Below are 22787 nucleotides of genomic sequence, written 5' to 3'. Positions count from 1 at the left end.
AATCTGGCGGGTAAATCGCGAATTACCGATCATCGGATCCCGCAAACGCGCTGCTTGCGCTACAATCCGCGCCGATTTCGACTTGCCTGAGAGCCCATTCCAATGTCCGTCTGCCAGACTCCTATCATCGTCGCCCTGGATTACCCCACTCGTGACGCCGCACTGAAGCTGGCTGACCAGTTGGACCCCACGCTTTGCCGGGTCAAGGTCGGCAAGGAACTGTTCACCAGTTGCGCCGCAGAAATTGTCGGCACCTTGCGTGACAAGGGCTTCGAGGTGTTCCTCGACCTGAAATTCCACGACATCCCCAACACCACCGCGATGGCGGTCAAGGCCGCCGCCGAAATGGGCGTGTGGATGGTCAATGTGCACTGCTCCGGCGGTTTGCGCATGATGGCTGCGTGCCGTGAAGTGCTCGATCAGCGCACTGGCCCCAAACCGCTGCTGATTGGCGTGACCGTGCTGACCAGCATGGAGCGTGAAGACCTGGCCGGCATCGGCCTGGACATCGAGCCACAGGAACAAGTGCTGCGCCTTGCCGCCCTGGCGCAAAAGGCCGGCCTGGACGGCCTGGTGTGCTCGGCGCTGGAAGCCCAGGCGCTGAAGACCGCCCACCCGTCGCTGCAACTGGTGACCCCGGGGATTCGCCCGGCGGGCAGCGCCCAGGACGACCAGCGTCGCATCCTGACCCCGCGCCAGGCCCTGGACGCCGGTTCCGATTACCTGGTGATCGGTCGCCCGATCAGCCAGGCGGCCGACCCGGCCAAGGCGCTGGCGGCGGTGGTTGCCGAGATCGCCTGAAACCAGGCGCGGTAAAAATGTGGGAGCCGGGCTTGCCCGCGATGCAGGCGACTCGGTGTTTCTTTGACACCAAGGCGATGCTATCGCGGGCAAGCCCGGCTCCCACATTGATAGTGGTCACAGAACGATCTGCGGTGTGTCAGCTGACTTTCAACACCAGCTTCCCAAAGTTCTCGCCGTTGAACAGTTTCATCAACGTTTCCGGGAACGTCTCCAGCCCTTCGACGATATCTTCCTTGCTCTTGAGCTTGCCCTGAGCCATCCAGCCGGCCATCTCCTGCCCGGCAGCGGCGAAGTTCGCCGCGTGGTCCATCACCACAAACCCTTCCATGCGCGCACGATTGACCAGCAATGACAGGTAATTGGCCGGCCCTTTGATGGCTTCCTTGTTGTTGTACTGGCTGATGGCACCGCAGATCACCACCCGCGCTTTCAACGCCAGGCGGCTGAGCACGGCATCAAGGATGTCACCGCCAACGTTATCGAAATACACGTCCACGCCCTTTGGGCACTCGCGCTTGAGGCCGGCATGTACGTCTTCGTTCTTGTAGTCGATGGCCGCATCAAAACCCAGCTCATCCACCAGGAACTTGCATTTGTCGGTACCGCCGGCAATGCCCACCACGCGGCAGCCTTTGATCTTGGCAATTTGCCCGGCAATGCTGCCCACCGCACCCGCCGCGCCGGAAATCACCACCGTGTCGCCGGCCTTGGGCGCGCCGGTGTCCAGCAGGGCGAAGTAGGCGGTCATGCCGGTCATCCCCAGCGCCGACAAATAGCGTGGCAACGGTGCCAGTTTCGGATCGACCTTGTAGAAACCTCGCGGCTCGCCGAGGAAGTAATCCTGCACGCCGAGGGCGCCGTTGACGTAGTCACCCACGGCAAATTTCGGGTTGTTCGAGGCGATGACCTTGCCTACGCCCAAGGCGCGCATGACTTCGCCGATACCCACCGGCGGAATGTAGGATTTGCCCTCGTTCATCCAGCCTCGCATGGCCGGGTCCAGGGACAGGTATTCGTTGTGCACCAGCACCTGCCCGTCCTGGGGCTTGCCCACCGGTACTTCCTGGTAGGTGAAGGTGTCCCGCGTGGCAGCGCCGACCGGGCGTTTGGCGAGCAGGAATTGGCGGTTGGTCTGGGCAGTCATGGCAGGGACTCTTGAGAAGTGGACCTTGAGTGATAGACCCTTAAGGCCGCACCGGCAAGGTCCGGGGCACCTGCGAATGCCCGTCGATCCACTGTGATGATAGTGAGGCTGGTGGCGTTATCACTGCGGCTCATGGTTCGCCAACCGGGCGTTTGATAGTGCTGACGCGCCCGTCATCGCTCTGGCTAGACTGAGGTCATCCAGCATCCCCATCGAAGGACATCCCCATGAGCATGACGTTTTCCGGCCAGGTCGCCCTGGTGACCGGTGCAGCCGCCGGCATTGGCCGCGCCACTGCACTGGCATTCGCCGCTGAAGGCTTGAAAGTCGTAGTCGCCGACCTGGACGTGGCGGGCGGCGAGGGCACCGTCGCGCAGATTCATCAGGCCGGTGGCGAGGCAGTGTTTGTGCGTTGCAATGTCACTCTTGAGGCGGATGTGCAGCAGTTGATGCAGCAGACCGTGGCCACCTACGGCCGGCTGGACTATGCCTTCAACAACGCCGGGATCGAGATCGAAAAGGGCAAGTTGGCCGACGGCAGCGTGGACGAGTTCGACGCAATCATGGGCGTCAACGTCAAGGGCGTGTGGTTGTGCATGAAGTACCAATTGCCGTTGCTGCTGGCCCAGGGCGGCGGCGCCATCGTCAATACCGCGTCGGTGGCCGGCCTTGGGGCGGCGCCGAAGATGAGCATCTATGCCGCGTCCAAGCACGCGGTGATCGGCCTGACCAAGTCGGCGGCGATCGAGTACGCGAAAAAGAAAATCCGCGTCAACGCAGTGTGCCCGGCCGTGATCGACACCGATATGTTCCGCCGTGCCTATGAAGCCGACCCGCGCAAAGCTGAATTTGCCGCCGCCATGCACCCAGTCGGGCGTATTGGCAAGGTCGAGGAAATCGCCAGTGCGGTGCTTTATTTGTGCAGCGACGGCGCCGCATTTACCACGGGCCAGGCCTTGGCGATAGACGGTGGTGCGACCGCTATTTAGGAACTGACGCTGATGCCATTCAGAAAAGCGTTGGAGGCGCTGTGGGGCTTTTCCGCAGGTGGCCAGATGCCTTGGCTGAATGTGTATCAGTAGGTAAATAATTCAATTAAATCAATGATTTAATAAAACTTGGCGACGGCTGTTGCCGAGCTTCTGTGCTTAACTGGATTGGGTTAAATGACAACAGTTTAAGTGAGTGGCTCATGGATTTAGGGATCGATCGACAAGCCCTTGTACCGGTAGTGCAGCAAATCGTCAGCGCGTTGGCCGCCTGGATTCGCGAAAGCGGGGTCAGCCCCGGGACGCGGTTGCCCTCGGTTCGGCAACTGGCCCACGAGAACCTGCTCAGCCAGTCCAGCGTCATCGAAGCGTTCGAGCGGATGGTTGCGCAAGGCGTTCTGGCCTCACGGCAAGGCGCGGGTTTCTTTGTGGCCCAGCCACCTGCCGAACCCGGCCTGAGTGGCGAAAACCCATGGTATGAGGGCGCCGAGTCGGGGTGGGGCACTTTCATCGATAATCAACTGGGTGAATTGAAACTGGGCTGCGGGTGGCTGCCGGATACCTGGCGCGAGAGCGATGACATCAGCTACGCGATTCGTGAAGTCACCCGCACCGATACCGCCGCCGTCTTCAACTACAGTACGCCGCTGGGGCTGCCGGCCCTGCGTGAACAACTGCTCAAGCGTCTGTCCCACATCCACGTGGCGACCCGGGTCGACCATATCCTGACCACCCAGGGCGCGAGCCACGCCCAGGACCTGCTGATCCGTACGCTGCTCAAGGCCGGCGACACCGTGGTGGTGGAAAGCCCGGGTTACGGCAACCTGTACCGGCTACTGGCCTTTCACGGGGTCAAACTGCTGGAAGTGCCGCGCACGCGCCGCGGCCCGGACATGCCGGCACTCGAGGCGCTGTTACGCGGGCATCGGCCCAAGTGCGTGTTCATCAACAGCCTGTATCACAACCCCACTGGCACCAGCCTGTCCCTGGACGTGGCCGAACGCTTGCTGCAACTGGCCCATTCCCAGGACTTCTTCATTGTCGAGGAAGACGTCTATGGCGATCTGCAACCCGCCACTTGCACCCGGGTGTCGGCGTTGCCACACGAGGACCGGGTGATCTATATCTCGAGTTTCTCCAAGACCCTCAGCAGTGCCTTGCGCGTGGGGTATCTCACGGCCAGTGGGGCAATCATCGAGCAGTTGGTCAGGGTCAAGACCTTGACTGGCATCGGCACGTCGCGGTTTGCCGAGGCGGTGGTGGCCACGTTGCTGGCCAATGGCACCTACCGCAAGTGGGTGCAACGCCTGCGGCGGCGCTTGAGTACGGAAATGGCCATGACCCTGCAGGTGTTGGAAGACGAGGAGTGGGAGGTGTTTGCGGCGCCGGCGGGTGGCATGTTTGTGTGGGCCCGCCCTGGGGTGGGCGACCGTTCGACGCTGCAGGCGCGGGCTCGTCGGCTGGGGGTGCTGCTGTCGCCGGGGGCGCTTTTCAGCCCGACGGGCGAATACAGTGACTGGCTGCGCATCAACGTGGCCTATGCTGCTGATCAACGTGCCCTCGCGTTGTTCAGGGCGATGGGCCCAGCAGGATCGACCTCTACCATTCTGAAAACGACGAGGATGTAGCTTTTTGCCATTATTGTGGCGCCAAACGCTTGTGTTCAGTGCCCCGGGGTTGCGAATCTCGCGGCATCGAAACCGTGCTTGATGGCATTCGCCATTGCAAGAGGACTCAAGTGCAATGATTTCTGCCGTGCAACGACGTTTTGCCAACCTCGGTATGGCAAAGAAACTGGGCTTGGGTTTTGCCTTGGTGCTGCTGTTGACGGCGCTGGTGGCCGCGATTGGCGTGTGGTCGCTGCAAACCGTCGGCCAGCGTTTCGAGGGCCTTAAAGCCATGTCGGCGCTCAACAGCGGCCTGCTCAAGGTGCGCCTGATCGAGCAGGACTACGCGCTGCATGCCGACCCCAAGTCGGTAGACGCCTTGCACGAAAGCGTCGACGCGTTGGCCGCCCAGGCGGTGATTCTCAAGGGCCAGCCGCCCGCCAATGTCCCAGTGATGAATGATGTCGAGCAGGCGCTGGCGGCCTATCGCAAGGCGTTCGACGAGTTTGTCGAACTGACCCAGACCAAGGACCTGGCGCTGGAAATGGCCAGTTGGTCGGTCTCCAGTGTGGCCAACAACCTCGATGTGTTGCAGGCCGGCCTGGCGGACGACGGCGCCTATGGCCTCAAGGAAAGCCAGGGCAAGGAAGGCGCGGAATTTATCGAGCAGGCCGGGCAGGTCAGCCAGGTCTCGCGCCTGATGCTGCAAGCCATGAACGAAGCGCACGTGCGCCTGGATCAAAGCCGCAAAGGCGATGACGAGAACGCCGAGCAAGGCAAGATCGAGCAGGCCGACCAGGCCCTGGCCCAGGTTGAACAACTGAAAACCACGGTCAAGGACCCCGGCTATCAAACCGTGTTGAACGAAGTGTCGGGGCATATCGCGGCCTTCAGCGAAAAACTCGGCGAGTACACCGGCCTGCTGGCTCAGGAAAAGGTCGTCTACAAGCAGTTGCACGAGCGTGCCGCCGAGGTGGTGACCCGGGTCAACCAGGCGTATGACGCAGAAGACCTGTCGATGCAGGCGCAGTTGAAGAAAAGCGCGCTGCTGATCATTGGCTCTTCAGCCCTGGCCTTGCTGGTCGGGCTGATTGCCGCATGGATCATTACCCGGTTGATCGTCGCCCCGCTGCGCAGTGTGATTGCAGTAGCCCAGCAGATTGCTGCCGGTGACCTCAGTGGTCGCATGGAGGTCAGCCGTCGGGATGAGATGGGGCAGTTGATGCTCGCGATGCAGCAAATGAGCGGTGGCCTGAGCAGCATGGTCAGCGGGTTGCAGGCGGGTATCGAACAACTGGCCAGTTCCGCTCATTCGCTGTCCAGCGTGACCGAGCAGACCAACGTCGAGGTCAGCAATCAGAAGGAAGAGACCGAGCAGGTTGCGACGGCGATGAACCAGATGACCGCTACCGTGCACGATGTGGCGCGCAACGCCGAGGAAGCGGCCCAGGCTGCGCAGACGGCGGATGACAAAGTCGACAGCGGCCAGCAGGTGGTGCGCCAGAGTTTGCAGCGTATCGAGTTGCTGGCCAGTTCGGCCACCTCTGCCAGTACCAGCATCGAAAGCCTGAGTGCGGAAATCCAGAATATCGGTACTGTGCTCGAGGTGATCAAAAGCGTGGCCGAACAAACCAACCTGCTGGCCCTGAATGCGGCCATCGAGGCGGCGCGGGCGGGCGAGCAGGGCCGTGGTTTTGCGGTGGTGGCCGACGAGGTGCGGGCGCTGGCCAAGCGTACCCAGCAATCCACTGAGGAAATCGAGCGGCTGGTCAGCACCCTGCGCAGCGCGGCGCAGTCTTCGGTGCAGCAGATCAAACAGAGCGGCGAGCTGGTCAAGCTGGCGGTCAGTGATGCCCTGGAAACGGAAAGCGCCCTGGGCAGCATTGCGGCAGCGGTGTCGTTGATCCAGCAGATGAACCAGCAGATTGCCGCGGCGGCGGAAGAGCAAAGCTCGGTGGCCGAAGAAATCAATCGCAGCGTCACCAGCATCCGGGCGAGTGCCGATCAATCGGCGTTGAGCATGCAGGGCAATGCGGCGTCGAGCATTGAGCTGGCGCAGTTGGGCACGGAGCTTAAAGGGATGGTCGGGCACTTCCGCCTTTGACCACCGCGCGCCTGCGGTGATCAAAGGGCAGGGCGGTCAGGCGTGGTTGGCGAGGAAGGTCAGCAGGGCTTCATTGACGAAGTCCGGGTTTTCCCGGCTGGAGATATGCCCGGCGTCCGGGATCAACGTCAGTGTGCAGCCGATCAAGGCCGCCATTTCTTCTGACTCGGCCGGTGGGCGTGGCTTGTCTTGCTCACCGCACATCACCAGGGTGGTGTCGGCGTCGAGGCGCGAAAGCTGTTCCAGCACATCCGCGCGGCTGAAGATAATCCGGCCCAGGGGCACGATGCTTTGCAGCAGGCGCTCTTTGGGGAAGGCTTTCAGTGTGTTGCGAAAGTCCTGATACAGGGCCGATTCCCGGTCGATGCCGGGGCGGAAGAAGATCGGTGCAACCACATCCAGCAGCGGTTCCGGAATGGCGCCGGCGTCTTCGATCATCTTGAACAGCGAAAAATAGTACTGGCGAGTGGCTTCCGGCTCGGCGCCCAGGTGCGTGTCCATCAGCGCCAGGCTGTTGACCCGCTCGGGTGCGAGCAGCGCCAGGCGTGCGCCCCACATGCCGCCGACCGACAAACCCACGAGGTTGACCTGGGCGATGTCCAGATGATCCAGCAGGGCCAGGTTCTGGCGCGCGAGGTCGTCCAGGGATGCGGTGTTTGCAGGCAGCGGGCCGGACTCGCCGTGGCCCCATAACTCGGGGACGATCACCCGGTACTGTTGCGAAAGGGCTTCGATCTGCGGTGCCCACATCTGGCTGTCCCACAGGTAGCTGGAACCGAGGAGAACGGCCGGGCCGGTGCCCTGGTCGAGGTAGTGCAGCGGTTGTCCATCGATAAGCGCGACAGGCATGGCAAAGCCCTTTTCGTTAACGGAGAGAGGGGGCCTTTTTTACGCTATTCATGGGGCGGGGGATAGGTGCAGAGTGATGGCATGTGGTGAGCGGGCTTGCCCTGCTCACCACACTGGCAGGGGATCAGTCGTAGATGACTTTCTTTTTCCAATCGGCATCTGCATCGACCACTTTCAGGCCTTCGGTCAATTCATTGACCTCGTCTTCAGCTGGCTGGATGTTGGTCAGCACCATGGAGTTGGCGCGCGCGAGTTGTTTCTCCAGCAGTTGCAGTTGCTGGCTATACACCACCGGCTCCGGCTGCTTGCGCAGGTATTGCACACCGCGCTCGAACGCCAGGCGTGCCTGGCCCGGCTGGCCCTGTTGCAGCGCATGCTGGCCCAGGTTGTTGAAGAACTCGATGTGCAGCAGCACCAGGATATGGCGGATTTCCTTGATCCAGTGCTTGGCTTCATTGGTCGGCAGGAAACCGTCCTGGGCCGCGCGGGTGACCTGGCCATGCAAGGCTTCCAGCAGGAAGCGCACATCCTTGGCCTTGGCTTCGGTCTGGATCGGGGCCGGCGGATTGTTCACCGGGATCGATTCGCCCTGGGCCACCAGCGCGTTGAGTTCGGTGATGCGTGCCTTGAGGGTGGCATTGGACCTGTCGAGGTTCAGCAGGCGCTGGTTGACGTTGAGCTCCAGGCGGGTCAGCAGCAACTTGAGTCGCGGCGTCATCAGCTGGCCTGGGAACGTCTCGGTGATTTCACCGCAGCGACGCAGCCGGTCATTGAGTTCGATCCGGGTCCGGTTCTTTTCCAGCTTATTGTTTTCCACCACGTGGTTCATGTAGCCAATGGCGATCAGTATTACGATCCCGGCTATTACCAGCAGGGTGATCATGAGTGGTGTCACCGGTGTGACCTCTTTATAGGGTTTGCGTTGAAGTGTAGTGACTGGGGCACTGGCCGGATAGGACTGAGCGACCAGTTGCGTCAGTAGTTTCTTCTATATAGCTGGGCAGTCCCTGCGTAGATGCACATTGCCATCATTTGCTGTGGCGAACTATAGCGCCTTGTCGAACGCCAGAATATAGGCGTCAAAGCCTGGACGGCGAGAAACCCTTGCAACCCCCGTAAACCACGGCGAAGTCATTGATTTAAATAAATTTATCCTTGGGGGTTGACGACCTCCCAATCCATCCATAGAATGCGCGCCACTTACAGCGTAAAGCACACAGCGAAACGCGGTAGGGAGTGAATGTTGTACGTGTGTCCCCTTCGTCTAGTGGCCTAGGACACCGCCCTTTCACGGCGGTAACAGGGGTTCGAGTCCCCTAGGGGACGCCATATGCGGGAATAGCTCAGTTGGTAGAGCACGACCTTGCCAAGGTCGGGGTCGCGAGTTCGAGTCTCGTTTCCCGCTCCAAATTTAAGCAGTGTTGCTCTCGGGCGGCACTGAGTGAAACCAGGGCATAATCTTCGGATTTAATCTCTGGGCACTGAAATACACACCATGTGTTTCAGTAGCGTGTCCCCTTCGTCTAGTGGCCTAGGACACCGCCCTTTCACGGCGGTAACAGGGGTTCGAGTCCCCTAGGGGACGCCATTTGCGGGAATAGCTCAGTTGGTAGAGCACGACCTTGCCAAGGTCGGGGTCGCGAGTTCGAGTCTCGTTTCCCGCTCCATATTTAACGAAAACGCCGATCAGCAATGATCGGCGTTTTTGTTTGTGGGTTTTTTATGGGCCGGGGCGCAACGCCTGGAGCCACGTCGCACCTGAATCCCTAGAAGTTATCCATCGCGTGGCACATCGACAGCCTTCCCGACGGCGTCGGTTCAATCGGACTCCATCGTTCGGCGCCCTTCGGCAGTTCCGCCAGCTCGAACGCACAACTGCGGGACAGGGATGCGCGCACCATGTAATCCATGCCGGGCTTGGGGATAAAGGTCATGGTGTTGAAACATTGCCGCCCAACGTTCGGTAACCCAAGGTAATGAAAGGCGATGGGCGTATTCGCCGGGATCACCAGTTCGGACGACACTGCACCGTCCCACGTATAAATCGGCCCCGGCATACCCAGGCTTGCGCCATTGCGATCGGCGAAGCCGGATTTGGCGGACACCATCACGCCAGCGCCCGGCACATTCCAGTCCAGGCAATCACGTCCGGGCACCGCGCGCACCATGCCGTCACTGATAATGCGCAAGCGCGCCGTCTCGGCGGACGGCGGCGCGGTATACGCGGTGTTGAGGGAGCGGACGTTATACACCTGGCCACAGCCGGTGAGCAGTATCAGGAGCAGGGCGGGGGCAACTCGTAACGCCCTCATGACGGGCGGCAGTTCTGGCTGGGCGACAACTGCGGCGCCGGTTCAAAGCGCACTTGTTGCAGGCCGTCGGCGCCCTGGAAGATGAAGTACTTGGAGCGGCAATCCTTGAACATCGCCGAATACCCCTCGGCCCGGAATCCCTTCCCGTCGACTTGCCTGGTCACCGTATTGTTGCGGCTGACCACGGCAAGCACCTGCTCATAGCTGTCGCCCATCTTTACCCCCGGTTCACCGGTGGTGGTCATCGAGTTGGCGCAGCCGCCGAGCCCGAGGGCCGCCCAAGCCAGCGCGGCACCGCACAGTCCATTGCGTGTGTTGTTCATTCCCTGCTCTCCATCCCTGAGTATTGATCGGCGAATATGCAGGGTTGGTCAGCGTAATGGCGGAAAAGTGCAACATTCATATCTGGCAATGTGACATTGCCCGCAAAGTCATGCCGTTTGCGGGCAAGGGTTCAAGGTTTGCCCGGATGCGGCTGCGGGTACTCGCTCGTCACGTCCAGCGCTTTGGCATAAGGCCCATCCCACAACTGCTCGTGTAAATCTCCCACACGCTTGGCCATTGCTTCACTGCGCATCACCACTTCCAGATTGCGCGAGTTATCGAAATAACCCCCCAGCCAGTTACTGGTACCCACCCATGCCACTTGCCCGTCAATCTCCATGGTCTTGCTGTGAATCACCCGCGCATAGGGAATGAACCCTTGCTTGGCCTCGGGCAGGGTGACGATCTTGATCTCGACATTCGGCAGCACTGCCAGGCTTTTCAGGTACGGCAATTCCAGCGCTTCGGTGTTCCAGTTGGACACCATCAACTTGATCGACACCCCGCGCGCCGCCGCTGCACGCAACGCGTTGTCGATCACCGCATAGTAAGGCCGGGTTCTGTCGGGCCCGTAGGACAGCGGCGCGTAGTCCAGCAGTTGTACCCGCACTTCCTTTTTCGCCTCGCCGAGCAGGCGTGGCAGTTCCAGTTGTGAGTCGCCCACGCCAGGCGGGTTGTAACGCTGGGGACTGGCTACCAGATAGTTGCCGGTGCGCGCAGGTAGAGCGCCTGCGGCGGGCAGGGCGACGGGTTTGTTATCGGTCAGCGCCGCCTGGGCCTGCCAATCCTGGTCAAAGATCGCCTGGGTCTGGGCGACGACGTTGGCATCACTGATCAGCAGCCCGGTTTCGTGGATATGCTCCAGCGAGCGCCAGTCGAAGTTCTGGCTGCCGATAAACGCCTGCTTGCCGTCCACCACCATGTATTTGGCGTGGATGATCCCACCGCTCAGCTTGCCGTAGGGCAGAATGCGGAAGGTCAGGTTGGGAATGGCTTTCAGACGTTCCAGGGTGGAAGCTTCCGACAGCCGCACGCCTTTTTCTTCCAGCAGGAAGCGAATTTTCACCCCGCGTTTGCCGGCGGCTTCCAGGTGTTCAATCACCGTGTCCATCACCGAGCCAGGATGGTCCGCCGCGTAAAACTGGCCGATGTCGATGCGGCTTTTCGCGCCGTCGAACAGCTCGATCCACACGGGGCCGGGTTGGCGCAGGTCCGCCGTCCCCAATTGGGTGTCCACCGGCACGGTGTGCACCAACTCAAACCCCGGAATTGAAAAGTCCGCCTGGGCAAGCGGACTGAGGAGCAGGCCTGCGAGGCCGGCGATACGTAGCTTCAGCGATATGGACATAGGCGTCTCATCGGGCAAAAAGAAAGGGCGGGCGCAAACGGCGCCCGCCCTGAAAGGTCACGCAGTGCGGCTGTGCAGCGGGGTCGGCACCAGATGCGGCACTTCACCTTGGACGCGGGCACCGGTTGCGGCGCGGATCAGCAGGATTTTCAGCTGGTCGTTGATGCGTTCCAGGCTGTCCTGGAAGAAGTTGTGGAACACCACGCAGAACAGGGCGATGGCAATACCCAGGCCGGTGGCGAACAAGGCCGTACCGATACCACCGGAAATCTGGCCCGGGTCGGACACGCCGGCACTGGCCAGCGCCTTGAAGGTGTCGATGATGCCGAGGATGGTGCCCAGCAGGCCAAGCAGCGGTGCAGCGGTGGTGATGGTTTCGATGATCCACAGGCTGCGGGACAGCGGCGCGCGGGTCTTGAGGTACTGGGTTTCGATTTCGTCGTCCAGGTCTTTGCGCGAACCATGGGAAGCCTTCTGCGCGAGGATCGGCAGCACCATGCTCAGCGGCAGGCTGTCGCGGCGGGTCAGGTTTTCCGGCAGGTCGCGTTCGCTGTGCACGTTGGCCCCCAGCACTTCGGTCAGCGCGCGGGCCTGGCGACGCACGTAGGCGAAGTAGATGCCCCGTTCGATGGTGATAAAGATCGCAATCGCCAGCGCGGCGTACATCACATAAAAGGTGATTTGGTGAAGCAGGTTCATGTCCATGAGTGTTTTCCTCTCAGGTGATTAATCAGAAATTCGCTTCCAGGGAAACCGTGACGGTACGGTCCAGGCCAACGATGTAAGCCGGGTCGCCATCGCGGAAACCGCTGTAGCTCGCCGAGTTGGTCTTGGTGGTGTACACGCCGTCCAGGTACTTCTTGTCGAACAGGTTGTCGACGTTCAGGCGCAGGGTTGCGTCCTTGACCACTTTTTTGTCCACCGGCAGGTAGATACCGGCGCCGAGGTTGAAAATCGTGCGGGCGGAGATGGCTTCGTCGTTGGTCAGGTCGCCGTAGAGCTTGCTGGTGAACTTGCCGCCGAAGGTGCCGTAGAAGCGCCCGTCGTCATACCCGATGTTCGCTGCGAGCATGTTGGTCGGCACGTTGGCGAACTGCTTGCCGCTGGTGGGCAATACGATCGGCTTGCCGGCGCTGTAGACGGTCAGGTCATCCTGCTGCTTGGAACTGGTGTAGGTGTAGGAGGTGTAGTAGTTGAAGTTGTGCGGCAGCTTGCCGCTCCACTCCAGCTCCAGGCCTTTGTTGATGACGGTGCCGGCGTTGATGTCGGCGGAATCACCGTTGCTGTCCAGGGAGGTGAGCTGGCGATTCTTGAACTGCATGTAGAACAGCGTGGCGGCGAGGGTGCTGTCTTCGCCGGTGTAGCGCCAGCCCAGTTCCTGGTTCCAGCTGAGTTCCGGCTTGGAGTCGAGGGAGCCGACGCCTTTGTCGTACAGCACGTAGTTTTGCGGAATACGCATGTTGCGCGACAGGCTGTAGAACAACTGGTCACGCTCGTCGAGCTGGTATTTCAGGCCGGCGTTGGGCAGTAATTTGTTGTAGGTCTGGCTGGCCTTGCCCGGTTGTTCGGTGAGGCTGCCGTGGTTGGTGCCGTCACGCTCGACGTTCATGTAGGCGATACCGGCAATCAGCGTCCAGTCCGAGTTGATGTACCAGGTGTCCTGGGTCCAGACTTTTTGCGCCGGGGTGACGGTGTAGCGGTCGCGACCCTGCACGGTGTTGCCGTTGGCGTCGACTACGGAGTTGCCATCAGGCCAGGTGTCGCTCGGCTTGCCATTGTTCTTGAGGGCAATGAACGGTTGGGTCTGGCTTTGGCGGGCGCGTTCGTACCAGTAGCCGAATTGCAGGCTGTGGTCGCCCAGGTCCCAGTTCAGCTTGGTGGTGATGCCCGGGCGCCAGGTCTGGGTGCGCGAAGGGCGGTAGTAGACGCCGGTGGTGGAGGAGCCGTCGGCGTTGTATTGAGCCTGCGTCGGCAGGTTGCCGAGGTCGAACACGCCGCCCTTGTTCGAGCCGCTGTTCAGCGCATAGGCGGAGGAGCCCACGCCGCTGCCGTTACCGTAGTAGTAATACGGGATCACCGAGAGGGACAGGTTGTCGCTCAGCTTGTACTGGGTGTTGAGCACGGCGGTGAAGGTCTGGAACGGGTTCTGTGCCAGGTCGTAGTAGCTGCTGACCTTGCCGTTGGCGCCCACTGCCGGTGTCGCCGGGTACGGGTCGTACTTGCGGCCGTACTGCTGGAACTGGGCCTTGGTCAACTGGCTGTAACTGTTGTTGTCCTGCTCGTGGTACTTGAGGATCAGGTTGGCGGTGTTGCCGTTGCCGGCGTCGAAGAAGCTGTTCCACTCCACCTTGTCGGCACGCACGGCACCCGAGCCGCGCCACATCTGGCCTTCGGTGTGGGAGGCCGACAGCCAGTTACTCAGGCCGTTGACTTCACCGGTGTTGAGGCGGGCAAAGGTCTTGCGGGTGGCGTTGCTGCCGACCACTTGCTTGACGAAGGCGCCGGTTTCCTTGGTGGGGCGAATGGTCACGATGCCGATGTTGCCGCCGCTGGAACCGATGTGCGGGCCGTCGGCTTCCGACGAGCCTTGGGTCACGAAGATCTGGTCGATGTTTTCCGGGTCGCCCAACAGGTTGGAGTACAGCGCGTAGTTGCCGGAGTCGTTGATCGGCATGCCGTCCACCGACATGCCCACCTGGTCGGAGTTCATGCCGCGCATGGTGAAGCGGAAACCCGAGAGGCCGGTGTTGTCTTCGCTGGAGATGTTCAGGCCCGGGGTGTACTTGAGCTTGTCGATCGCGTTGCCGGTGGCGGTCTGTTTGTCCAACGCTTCCTTGGTGATGGTCGAGCGGCCCTTCGCGCTCTCTTCCTGGACCATGTAACCGCCCCCCGCGGTTGCCTTGCCCTGTACCCCAATGGTCCCGACGTCACTGTCGCTGGTGTCTGCCATGACCACTCCATGGGTCATGCTCGTCGCGGCAACGAGTGCCAGATGAATCCGGGTGAACTTCATCACTGTCGTCCTGGTGGTGTGTGCTTATTGCACGCTGTAGTTGAAGGTGGCGGTGAAGCGCTGCTCGTTACGTCCACCGAAGGCTTGTTCGGGGAACGGTTTCACCTGCTTGATACGGCGCAGGCTGTTGGTGGCGGCCCGGTTGAGCAGCATGCTCGGCGCCGGGGTCTGGATCCCGGAGTCGAGGACGCGGCCTTGGCGGTCCACCATTAACCAGACCACCACCTCGCCACTCGGGCGTTCGAGGGACGCCTGGCGCCCGGTGGGGTATTGCTTGTACGTGTCCAGCTCGTTGCGCAAACCCTTGAGGTAACCGCCTTCCAGTGCCTGGCCATCGACTTTTGGCGGCGCCGGTGGCGCGGCGGGTGCCGGTGTCGGGGCGGGGGGCGCTTGCACAGGTTTGGCGATAACCGGGGCTGGCGCAGGCGTTGGTGTTGGCTTGGCGGCCACCGGCTTGGGCACGGGTTTAGGCTTGGGCTCCGGTTTTGGCAGTGGTTTTGGCACCGGCTTGGGTGGTGGAGGCGGCGGGGCAGGCTCGGCCTCTTCGTCTTCGATCACCGGCGGTGGTGGCGGTGGCTCTTCCACCACAGGCTCGGGGACCACTTCCGGCTCGGGCTCGACCAGGGCGAGTTCAACCGCCGACTCGTCGTACTGCGGCTGGATTTTCAGGGGTTGGGACTGGATACCCAGTGCAATCAGCACCAGGGCGATCAGGGCCGGGACACTGCCCAGCAGCCGACGCGCACGAAACAAGGCATACATGATCAGGACTTTTTCGTGGCGATGGAGACGGAGGTAAAGCCACCCAGGCGCAGGGTGTCCATGACTTCAACCAGGCGGGCCACTTCCACGCCTTTGTCGCTGTTGACGATGATGGTCGACTTGGTATCAGGCTTCTCTGCCGACTTGAGCGCAGGCACCAACGCGTCGACGGTGATCTCCTTGCCGTCGAGCTGCAGCTGACCTTCCAGGCCCAGGGTCAAGATGAATTTATTTTGTGGCTTGAGCTGCTGCGAACTGCTGGCGCTCGGCAATTGTGTCTTCATGCCCAGGGCGGGAATCACGTTCAAACTCACCAGTACAAAAAACACCAAAAGAAACATCATCACGTCGATCATCGGGATCAGTTCGATGTGTGCCTTGCGCTTTTTGGGTTCATCCCAAGTTCTCATGCCGCTACCCCGTTGTTGATTAGGGGCGACACGCTAGCAACGAAAAATGACCGAATGGTTAACATTAATTTAAGCTTTTAAGGCTCTATTACGGCACTCCTAAGCGGACATTCGGATTATTTATGTACGTAATTAAACTGACACGGAGCGCGTACATTCTGGGAGAATTTATTTCCCGAGCCCTCTGTCATGAGCGTTGCGCTGCCTTTTTTATCCACCCCGCGACTGGTGTTGAAAGCGTTACACAAGGACCAGGCCGAGGTGCTCTGCACCCTGGCCAGCGGGCCGCTGATTGCCGAAAATACCGCGACCATCCCGTCGCCCTATACCCTTGAAGTGGCCCACGCTTTTATCGGTGAACTTGAAGAAAAGTATCGTTCGGGGACGGCGCTGGGCCTCGGCATTCACCTGCGGGAAACCGAGGGGTTGGTGGGGATGGTCAGCATTCGCCTGTCTGCCAATCATCACAGTGGGCTGCTGGGTGGATGGGTGGCGGCGGACTGCCGTGACCGTGGCTACGCTGCCGAAGCTGCCTGTGGGCTGATGCACTTTGGCTTCAGCGAATTGGCGCTGCACCGTATCGGAGGGCAGTGTTTTACCCGTAATAGAGCGTCGGCCCGGGTGATGGAGAAAATCGGTTTGCGTTACGAGGGCTGCCAGCCAGGCGCCTTCCTCAAGAATGGGGTTTATGAAGACCTGTCGCTGTTCGGCGTAGTGCGCAAGGATTGGCAGAACCCGCTCGACTCCCGCGAGTACCCGCTATGAGTCATCTGCCAGACCCAGGTCGCCGTCGGGTCCTGGGCGGCCTGGCGGTTGCCACGGCGTTTTCGATTCTCAGCCCGTTCGCCCGCAGTGCGGGCATCGACTATCCCTTCACCCTGGGTGTGGCTTCCGGCGATCCATTGCCGGACGGTTTCGTAATCTGGACGCGCCTCGCGCCCTTGTTCAATGCCGCAGACGGCCGTGGTGGATTGGGTCGCGCGGTGCCGGTGCGCTGGAAGGTGGCCAGTGATGCGGCGATGACGCGGATCGTGCGCCGGGGTGAGGTCATGGCCAGCGAGCGTTTCGCCCACTCGGTGCATGTGGAAGTCGCCGGGTTGGAAGCAGGCCGGCCTTACTGGTACCAGTTTGAAGGCCTCGGCGCGCAAAGCCCGGTAGGCCAGTCGCGCACGGCGCCAGCGGTGCATGCCATGGCGTCGGCCCGGTTGGGTTTTGTCTCCTGTTCCCATTGGGAGCGCGGCTACTTCAGCGCCTATCGGCATTTGGCCGCCGAGCAGCCGGACCTGGTGTTTTTCCTCGGTGACTACATCTACGACAGTTCCTACGCGGCTGATTCCGGCAAGGTCATTCGCTCCCACGGCAGCGGCAATGCGCTGAGCCTTGCGGATTACCGCAACCGCTACGCCCTCTACAAGACCGATCCGGATTTGCAGGCGCTGCATGCCGCGGCGCCCAGCGTGGCGACCTGGGACGATCACGAAGTGCAAAACGACTACGCCAGCCAGTGGTCCCAGGACCCGAACGTCCCCGTGGCGGCGTTTCTCAAGCAGCGGGCGGCGGCCTACCAGGCGTTCTATGAACATATGCCGCTGCGGGCGAGCAGCCTGCCGCGAGGGCCGGACATGCGTGTGTATCGGCGCCTGGACTACGGGCGGTTGGCACGTTTCCACGTGCTGGACGGCCGGCAGTATCGTTCCGAGCAGCCGTGTATTTCGGCGAACGGGAGTCGCAAGGGGCATATCGCGGATGACAGCTGCATTGACCTGCGCAATCCCCGGCGCACGATGCTTGGCTGGGAGCAAGAGGCGTGGCTGGACCAAGGGTTTGCGCAGTCCCGGGCACAGTGGAACGTGATCGCCCAGGACCTGCTGGTGGCGCCGCTGATTCAGCGTGACCCCCAGAGCCAGGCACTGGGCCATTGGACAGATGGCTGGGATGGCTATATCGCAACCCGCGAGCGGGTGCTGGCGTCTATCGAGCGCAGGCGCGTGAGTAACCCGGTGTTCTGGGGCGGCGATATTCACTCATTCTGGACCACCGACCTGCACGCCTATGCCAATAACCCCGACTCACGAGTTATCGCCACCGAGTTCGTCGGCACGTCGGTGACCTCCGACGGGCCGCCGTTTGAGGCGTTCAACTCAATTTTGCCGTTGAACCCTCATGTGAAGTTCTTCGACAGCCGCCAGCGCGGCTACGTGTCGGTGGCACTCGAGGAGACGAATATGCTGACGAACTTCCGGGTGATTTCCGATCCCCGGGATCCACATGCCAGTGTCTCGACCCTCAAGTCATTTGCGGTGGAGCCGGGCAGGGCGGGGGCTATTGCGGTTTAGTCAGTCCAGGCTGTAGCGCACCGACAGCGCCCCTTTTTTCTCGGACAGGGCCAGGATCTTCACCTGGCCTACGTCCCCCAAGGCCTGCACATGCGTCCCGCCGCAGGCATAGGCCGGCAGCTCGCCAAAACCCACTTTCCGGGTGCCTTCATCCAGTGTCATATGGCGTGGCAGGTTGGCCGCGACCCATTGATCAACTTTCTGTTGAATCGCCTCGGCGTCCATCGCTTGAGCCGAGGTACCGCGAATAAACGTGATCTTGCCTTCGCCCGGCCAGTGATGGGCCTTGATCGGCATCCAGCCCAGGGTTTCGCCGGCATTGCCGATCAGATGCCCGGCCGAATGCAGGCGCGTGTGCAGGGTGCGGCGCTCTTCATCGACGCGTGCCGGTATGGGGCCGATTGCCACGGGGCGGTCGACGTAGTGCACGACACGATCGCCTTCCTGCACCACCTTCAATACCTGGCTTTCCCCCAGCCAGCCGGTGTCGGATGGCTGGCCGCCACCTTGGGGATGGAAGATCGTGGACTGCAGGATCACCGCAAACTGGTCATCAAAGGGTGTGCATCCCAGCACTTCAAGTTCGGCATTCAGGTGGTCATGGGTAAAGAACAGGCGCTGGGTCATCATTTACATCCGCATCAGGGTTTCTATCGGGCAGTATAAGAAGTGCGCCAATGGGTGATAATCCGTTCAAATCTCAATGGACTTGTGCGTCATGAGCATCAATCTTCCCTTGCCGCTGCTGGGCGAAATGGCGATTTTCGTCAAGGTGGTGGAAACCGGCAGCTTCTCCGAAGCCGCGCGGCAACTGGGGGCATCGCCGTCCTCCGTGAGCCGCAGCATCTCGCGCCTGGAAAAGGCCCTGGCGACGCGCCTGCTGCAACGCACCACGCGCAAATTGCGCCTCAGCGAAGGCGGGGAGGAAGTGTTCAAGCGCTGCCAGGAAATGGTCAGTGCTGCGCGCTCGGTGATGGAAATCAGCGGGCAATACACCCACGAGGCCGAAGGGCTGGTGCGGGTCAGCGTGCCCAAGGCGGTGGGGCGCTTTGTGGTGCACCCGCATATGCCGGAGTTTCTGCGGCGTTATCCCAAGGTTGATGTGCAGTTGATCCTTGAGGACCGGCATGTGGACCTGATTGATGACAATGTCGACTTGAGCATTCGCATCACCGACAGCCCGCCGCCGGGCTTGGTGGGGCGCCAACTGCTGCCCATCGACCACTTGGTCTGCGCCACGCCGCAGTACCTGGCTGAGCACGGTACGCCAGAGCATCCCCATGATTTGCTGGAGCACAGTTGCATCTACCTCGGGGAGACGCCCGGAGATGCGCGCTGGAAATTTCGTCAGGGCAGCAAGGCGGTGACGGTGGGCGTGCGCGGGCGCTATGCAGCCAATCACACCGGGGTGCGGCTGGATGCCGTATTGCAGCATGTGGGAATGGGTAGCTTGCCGTATTTCACGGCGCGGCATGCGTTGGAAGCGGGGGACGTGGTGCAGGTGTTGCCGGGGTGGGATTTTATTGCGTCGTACCACGGGGATGCGTGGTTGCTGCATTCACCGACGCGGTATTTGCCGCCGAAGTTGCGGGTGTTTATTGATTATCTGGTGGAGTGCATGGCTAAAGAGCCGACGCTGCATAAGCGGTAGGTGCCGAGGCGGCTTTTTGTGATGAGGCGGTTTTTGTGGTGAGCGGGCTTGCCCCGCGCTGGGCTGCGAAGCGGCCCTAAAGCCTGCCGCCTCGATCTGTCTGAAAGAATGATGTGATCTTGATGGGGGGCTGCTTCGCAGCCCAGCGCGGGGCAAGCCCGCTCACCACAGTAAGCCCCTCAGCACATTACAGATCAGTGCTTGGGCTGGTCGTTGGACATGGCCAACAACTGCTTTTCCTGGTTCCAGTCGAACGGTTCGTCGTTTTGTTCAGCTTCGAAGCGACGCTCTTCCAGGGCCTGGTACAGGTCCAGTTCGTCGTCGGGCATAAAGTGCAGGCAATCGCCACCGAAGAACCACAGCAGGTCGCGCGGCACCAGGTGAGCAATTTGCGGGTAGCGCAGGATGACCTGGCTCATCATGTCCTGGCCCAGGTACTGGCTTTCGATCGGGTCGATCGGCAGCAGGGCGCGCAGTTCATCGAAGCGCTCCAGGAACAGAAGGTGGCTTTCCTCGGGAACCTGTTCGGCTTCGCCGACGGCAACCAGGATGCTGCGCAGGTGGTCGAGCAAGACGAGATGATCGGCAACGACATTGGACACGAGATAAGTCCTCAAGAGCAAAACGGGCGCGAGAGTATATAGCTCAAGCGCCCGTTTTTATATGACCGCTGGGTTCAGCGGACTTTTCCCTCAGCCTGGCTCAGCTCTTCCTTGCTGAAATCATCCACGTCGATCACCTTGCGTCGCGCCGCTTCAGCGTCACGCAGGGTCTGCGCCTCGGCCGGTTGCAGCACGCCGGCATGCAGCGCGGCGTCGATGGCGTGTTCGCCAGCGGTCGGTTTGACCTGGCCGCTCTTGAGGCCCTCGTGGAGTTTTTTCTGCAACGGATGGCTGTCGGCCAGCAGGTCGTATGCATGTTGCAAGGCGCCCACCGGATCTTCTGCGGACTGTGGGCGATAGCAGCCCGCCAGCACCGCTTCCAGTGTCGGGTCACCCTTGGCGCGACCGAGCACTGCGGCCACCTCGGCATCCAGTGCATCGGACGGGCCTTTATGACGGCGGCCGAACGGGAACACGATCACCCGCAACAGACAACCCAACACCTTGCTCGGGAAGTTGGTCAGCAGTTCATCCAGTGCACGCTCGGAGTGGCCAAGGCTCTCTTCCATGGCCCAGGCGAACAGTGGTTCCAGGTGGTCTGGCGAGTCCAGGTCGTGATAACGCTTGAGCGCAGCCGATGCCAGGTACATGTGGCTCAGCACATCACCAAGGCGTGCCGACAGGCGTTCGCGACGTTTCAATTCGCCGCCCAGCAGCATCATGCTCAGGTCCGCCAGCATTGCAAACGCAGCGGCCTGGCGGTTGAGTGCGCGGAAATAGCCCTGGCTCAAACGGTTGCCCGGGGCCTTTTCGAAGTGACCAAAGCCGAGGTTCAGCACCAGGGTGCTGGCAGCGTTGCTCACGGCAAACCCGATGTGTTGCAGCAGCAGGCCGTCGAATTCCTTCAGCGCCTGGTCATGGTCCTCACGACCGGCCAGGGCCATTTCCTTGAGCACGAACGGATGGCAGCGAATCGCGCCCTGGCCGAAGATCATCAGGTTGCGCGAGAGGATATTCGCGCCCTCCACGGTGATGAAGATCGGTGCGCCTTGCCAGCTGCGGCCCAGGTAATTGTTGGGGCCCATGATGATGCCCTTGCCGCCATGCACGTCCATCGCATGGCTGATGCACTCGCGACCGCGTTCGGTCAGGTGGTACTTGAGGATCGCCGACAGTACCGAGGGTTTTTCCCCCAGGTCGACCGCGTTGGCGGTGAGCATCCGGGCACTGTCCATCAGCCACGCGTTGCCGCCGATGCGGGCGAGGGCTTCCTGGATACCTTCGAAGGCCGAAAGCGGTACGTTGAACTGCTCGCGCACCTGGGCGTATTGGCCTGTCACCAGGCTGGTGAACTTGGCCGCGCCGGTGCCGACGGCAGGCAGGGAAATCGAACGGCCTACCGACAGGCAGTTCATCAACATCATCCAGCCCTTGCCGAGCATCTCCTGGCCACCGATCAGGAAGTCCAGGGGAATGAACACGTCCTTGCCGGAGTTGGGGCCGTTCATGAACGCGGCGCCCAGGGGCAGGTGGCGGCGGCCGATTTCAACGCCCGGGGTGTCGGTGGGGATCAGCGCGAGGCTGATGCCGAGGTCTTCTTCGTCGCCCAGCAGGTGGTCCGGGTCATGGGCCTTGAACGCCAGGCCGAGCAAGGTCGCTACCGGGCCGAGGGTGATGTAGCGTTTTTCCCAGTTCAGGCGCAGGCCAAGGGTTTCCTTGCCTTCCCATTCGCCTTTGCAGATCACCCCGGTGTCGGGCATGGAGCCCGCATCGGAGCCCGCCAGCGGGCCAGTCAGGGCAAAGCACGGGATATCGTCGCCACGGGCCAGGCGGGGCAGGTAATGGTTGCGTTGTTCATCGGTGCCGTAATGCAGCAGCAATTCGGCGGGGCCCAGGGAGTTGGGCACCATGACGGTGGAGGCGAGGTCGCCGCTGCGGGTCGCCAGCTTCATCGCGACCTGGGAGTGGGCGTAGGCGGAGAAACCCTTGCCGCCGAACTCCTTGGGGATGATCAGGGCGAAAAAGCCGTGCTGCTTGATGTGTTCCCAGGCGGCGGGCGGCAGGTCCATGGCCTGGCCGATTTCCCAGTCGGTGACCATGGCGCACAGTTCTTCCGTGGGGCCGTCGATGAAGGCTTGTTCTTCTTCGGTCAATTGCGCTTTGGGATAGGCCAGCAGCTTGTCCCAGTCGGGGCGGCCGCTGAACAGCTCGCCGTCCCACCACACGGTGCCGGCGTCGATGGCGTCGCGCTCGGTCTCGGACATCGGCGGCAGGACTTTCTGGAACCAGTTGAACAGCGGTGCGGTGAAGTACTTGCGGCGCAGGTCGGGCAGCAGCAGCGGGGCGGCCACCAGGGCGATCAGCACCCAGAAGATCAGCAGCAACCAGCCTGGTGCGTGGCTGAAGGCGCCCATCGCCAGCAGGTAGACGGCCACCACGCCAATGGCGGGCAGGGGCGCAGTGCGCCGGTGTGCCAGGTAGGCAACGCCGACCACCAGAACCAGTATCCACAACAACAGCATATTCAATCCT

Annotated in this window: 20 protein-coding genes, 4 tRNA genes and 1 pseudogene; 12 read left to right on the top strand and 13 right to left on the bottom strand. The window is 61.4% G+C overall.

The genetic code is table 11. The annotated features are described in order from the left end of the window. Window positions 1-102 precede the first annotated feature (102 nt). Window positions 103-801, top strand: coding sequence for an orotidine-5'-phosphate decarboxylase (gene pyrF / locus HKK54_RS00705; protein WP_010166337.1), 699 nt, complete (start codon window positions 103-105; stop codon window positions 799-801). A 139-nt stretch (window positions 802-940) separates the two neighbouring features. On the opposite strand, the gene HKK54_RS00700 is transcribed toward pyrF, so the two are convergent. After that, window positions 941-1948, bottom strand: coding sequence for an NADP-dependent oxidoreductase (locus HKK54_RS00700; protein ID WP_169385907.1), 1008 nt, complete (start codon window positions 1946-1948; stop codon window positions 941-943). Window positions 1949-2175: 227 nt separating this feature from the next. Between HKK54_RS00700 and HKK54_RS00695 the strand changes: the two genes are divergently transcribed. The 4 genes and pseudogenes from HKK54_RS00695 to HKK54_RS33870 all read left to right on the top strand — a co-directional run bounded on the left by HKK54_RS00695 (window position 2176) and on the right by HKK54_RS33870 (window position 6648). Continuing rightward, window positions 2176-2937, top strand: coding sequence for an SDR family oxidoreductase (locus HKK54_RS00695; RefSeq protein WP_169385906.1), 762 nt, complete (start codon window positions 2176-2178; stop codon window positions 2935-2937). Window positions 2938-3140: 203 nt separating this feature from the next. Continuing rightward, entirely contained in the window at window positions 3141-4565 is a 1425-nt protein-coding gene (locus tag HKK54_RS00690) for an aminotransferase-like domain-containing protein (RefSeq protein ID WP_169385905.1), read from the top strand. A gap of 115 nt (window positions 4566-4680) precedes the next feature. Then, window positions 4681-5787 (top strand): annotated as a pseudogene (locus tag HKK54_RS33875) (HAMP domain-containing protein); the annotation flags it as partial. After that, the gene (locus HKK54_RS33870; protein ID WP_442962326.1) at window positions 5767-6648 is read left to right on the top strand and encodes a methyl-accepting chemotaxis protein; all 882 of its coding nucleotides are present in this window, start codon (window positions 5767-5769) and stop codon (window positions 6646-6648) included. The pseudogene HKK54_RS33875 and the gene HKK54_RS33870, both read left to right, overlap by 21 nt. Window positions 6649-6684: 36 nt before the next feature. Here the strand turns inward: HKK54_RS33870 and HKK54_RS00680 are convergent, their stop codons facing one another. Together HKK54_RS00680 and HKK54_RS00675 are read right to left on the bottom strand one after the other, a co-directional pair. Beyond that, a complete protein-coding gene (locus tag HKK54_RS00680) occupies window positions 6685-7497 on the bottom strand; it encodes an alpha/beta fold hydrolase (RefSeq protein WP_169385903.1) in 813 nt (270 codons plus the stop codon). A gap of 124 nt (window positions 7498-7621) precedes the next feature. Further along, a complete protein-coding gene (locus HKK54_RS00675) occupies window positions 7622-8392 on the bottom strand; it encodes a hypothetical protein (protein ID WP_169385902.1) in 771 nt (256 codons plus the stop codon). A 358-nt stretch (window positions 8393-8750) separates the two neighbouring features. Between HKK54_RS00675 and HKK54_RS00670 the strand changes: the two genes are divergently transcribed. The 4 genes from HKK54_RS00670 (at window position 8751) to HKK54_RS00655 (ending at window position 9164) form a co-directional block, all read left to right on the top strand. Further along, window positions 8751-8826: transfer RNA gene (locus HKK54_RS00670), tRNA-Glu, on the top strand. A gap of 3 nt (window positions 8827-8829) precedes the next feature. Next, a tRNA-Gly gene (locus tag HKK54_RS00665) sits at window positions 8830-8905 on the top strand. 104 nt (window positions 8906-9009) lie between these two features. Further along, window positions 9010-9085 (top strand) — tRNA-Glu (locus HKK54_RS00660). 3 nt (window positions 9086-9088) lie between these two features. Beyond that, window positions 9089-9164 (top strand) — tRNA-Gly (locus HKK54_RS00655). A 99-nt stretch (window positions 9165-9263) separates the two neighbouring features. Here the strand turns inward: HKK54_RS00655 and HKK54_RS00650 are convergent. The 7 genes from HKK54_RS00650 to HKK54_RS00620 form a co-directional block, all read right to left on the bottom strand. Beyond that, on the bottom strand, window positions 9264-9809 hold the full coding sequence (locus tag HKK54_RS00650; protein WP_169385901.1) for a hypothetical protein: 546 nt from the start codon (window positions 9807-9809) through the stop codon (window positions 9264-9266). Beyond that, a complete protein-coding gene (locus tag HKK54_RS00645; RefSeq protein ID WP_010166352.1) occupies window positions 9806-10132 on the bottom strand; it encodes a hypothetical protein in 327 nt (108 codons plus the stop codon). The genes HKK54_RS00650 and HKK54_RS00645 overlap by 4 nt, the downstream gene beginning before the upstream one ends. Before the next feature lie 131 nt (window positions 10133-10263). After that, window positions 10264-11481 carry a phospholipase D-like domain-containing protein gene (locus HKK54_RS00640; RefSeq protein ID WP_010166354.1) on the bottom strand — a complete coding sequence of 406 codons (1218 nt, stop codon included), beginning with the start codon at window positions 11479-11481 and terminating at the stop codon, window positions 10264-10266. A 57-nt stretch (window positions 11482-11538) separates the two neighbouring features. After that, window positions 11539-12186 carry a MotA/TolQ/ExbB proton channel family protein gene (locus tag HKK54_RS00635; RefSeq protein ID WP_010166356.1) on the bottom strand — a complete coding sequence of 216 codons (648 nt, stop codon included), beginning with the start codon at window positions 12184-12186 and terminating at the stop codon, window positions 11539-11541. 25 nt (window positions 12187-12211) lie between these two features. Next, entirely contained in the window at window positions 12212-14494 is a 2283-nt protein-coding gene (locus HKK54_RS00630; protein ID WP_010166358.1) for a TonB-dependent receptor, read from the bottom strand. Window positions 14495-14518: 24 nt separating this feature from the next. After that, window positions 14519-15256 (bottom strand): energy transducer TonB family protein, encoded by a 738-nt coding sequence (locus tag HKK54_RS00625; RefSeq protein WP_169385900.1) that lies wholly within the window; start codon window positions 15254-15256, stop codon window positions 14519-14521. A gap of 2 nt (window positions 15257-15258) precedes the next feature. After that, entirely contained in the window at window positions 15259-15666 is a 408-nt protein-coding gene (locus tag HKK54_RS00620) for an ExbD/TolR family protein (RefSeq protein WP_010166361.1), read from the bottom strand. Window positions 15667-15855: 189 nt separating this feature from the next. Between HKK54_RS00620 and HKK54_RS00615 the strand changes: the two genes are divergently transcribed. Further along, complete coding sequence (locus tag HKK54_RS00615; RefSeq protein WP_169385899.1) at window positions 15856-16431, top strand: GNAT family N-acetyltransferase; 576 nt, start codon at window positions 15856-15858, stop codon at window positions 16429-16431. Beyond that, complete coding sequence (locus tag HKK54_RS00610) at window positions 16428-18002, top strand: alkaline phosphatase D family protein (RefSeq protein WP_169385898.1); 1575 nt, start codon at window positions 16428-16430, stop codon at window positions 18000-18002. Before HKK54_RS00615 ends, HKK54_RS00610 begins: the two co-directional genes overlap by 4 nt. On the opposite strand, the gene HKK54_RS00605 is transcribed toward HKK54_RS00610, so the two are convergent. Beyond that, on the bottom strand, window positions 18003-18629 hold the full coding sequence (locus tag HKK54_RS00605; RefSeq protein WP_169389227.1) for an alanyl-tRNA editing protein: 627 nt from the start codon (window positions 18627-18629) through the stop codon (window positions 18003-18005). 91 nt (window positions 18630-18720) lie between these two features. Here HKK54_RS00605 and HKK54_RS00600 point away from each other — a divergent pair, with 91 nt between their 5' ends. After that, window positions 18721-19653, top strand: a complete 933-nt coding sequence (locus HKK54_RS00600) for a LysR family transcriptional regulator (RefSeq protein WP_010166367.1) — start codon at window positions 18721-18723, stop codon at window positions 19651-19653. Window positions 19654-19847: 194 nt separating this feature from the next. Here HKK54_RS00600 and HKK54_RS00595 read toward each other — a convergent pair whose 3' ends face one another. Together HKK54_RS00595 and HKK54_RS00590 are read right to left on the bottom strand one after the other, a co-directional pair. Next, on the bottom strand, window positions 19848-20255 hold the full coding sequence (locus HKK54_RS00595; protein ID WP_003217220.1) for a PA2817 family protein: 408 nt from the start codon (window positions 20253-20255) through the stop codon (window positions 19848-19850). Window positions 20256-20329: 74 nt separating this feature from the next. Next, a complete protein-coding gene (locus HKK54_RS00590; protein WP_010166374.1) occupies window positions 20330-22777 on the bottom strand; it encodes an acyl-CoA dehydrogenase in 2448 nt (815 codons plus the stop codon). Between the last annotated feature and the right edge of the window lie 10 nt (window positions 22778-22787).

Origin of the sequence: Pseudomonas sp. ADAK13 (assembly GCF_012935715.1) — a bacterium.
Lineage (GTDB): Bacteria > Pseudomonadota > Gammaproteobacteria > Pseudomonadales > Pseudomonadaceae > Aquipseudomonas.
Note: the sequence above shows the minus strand (reverse complement) of the source record. Positions and strands in the feature narration are given on the sequence as shown.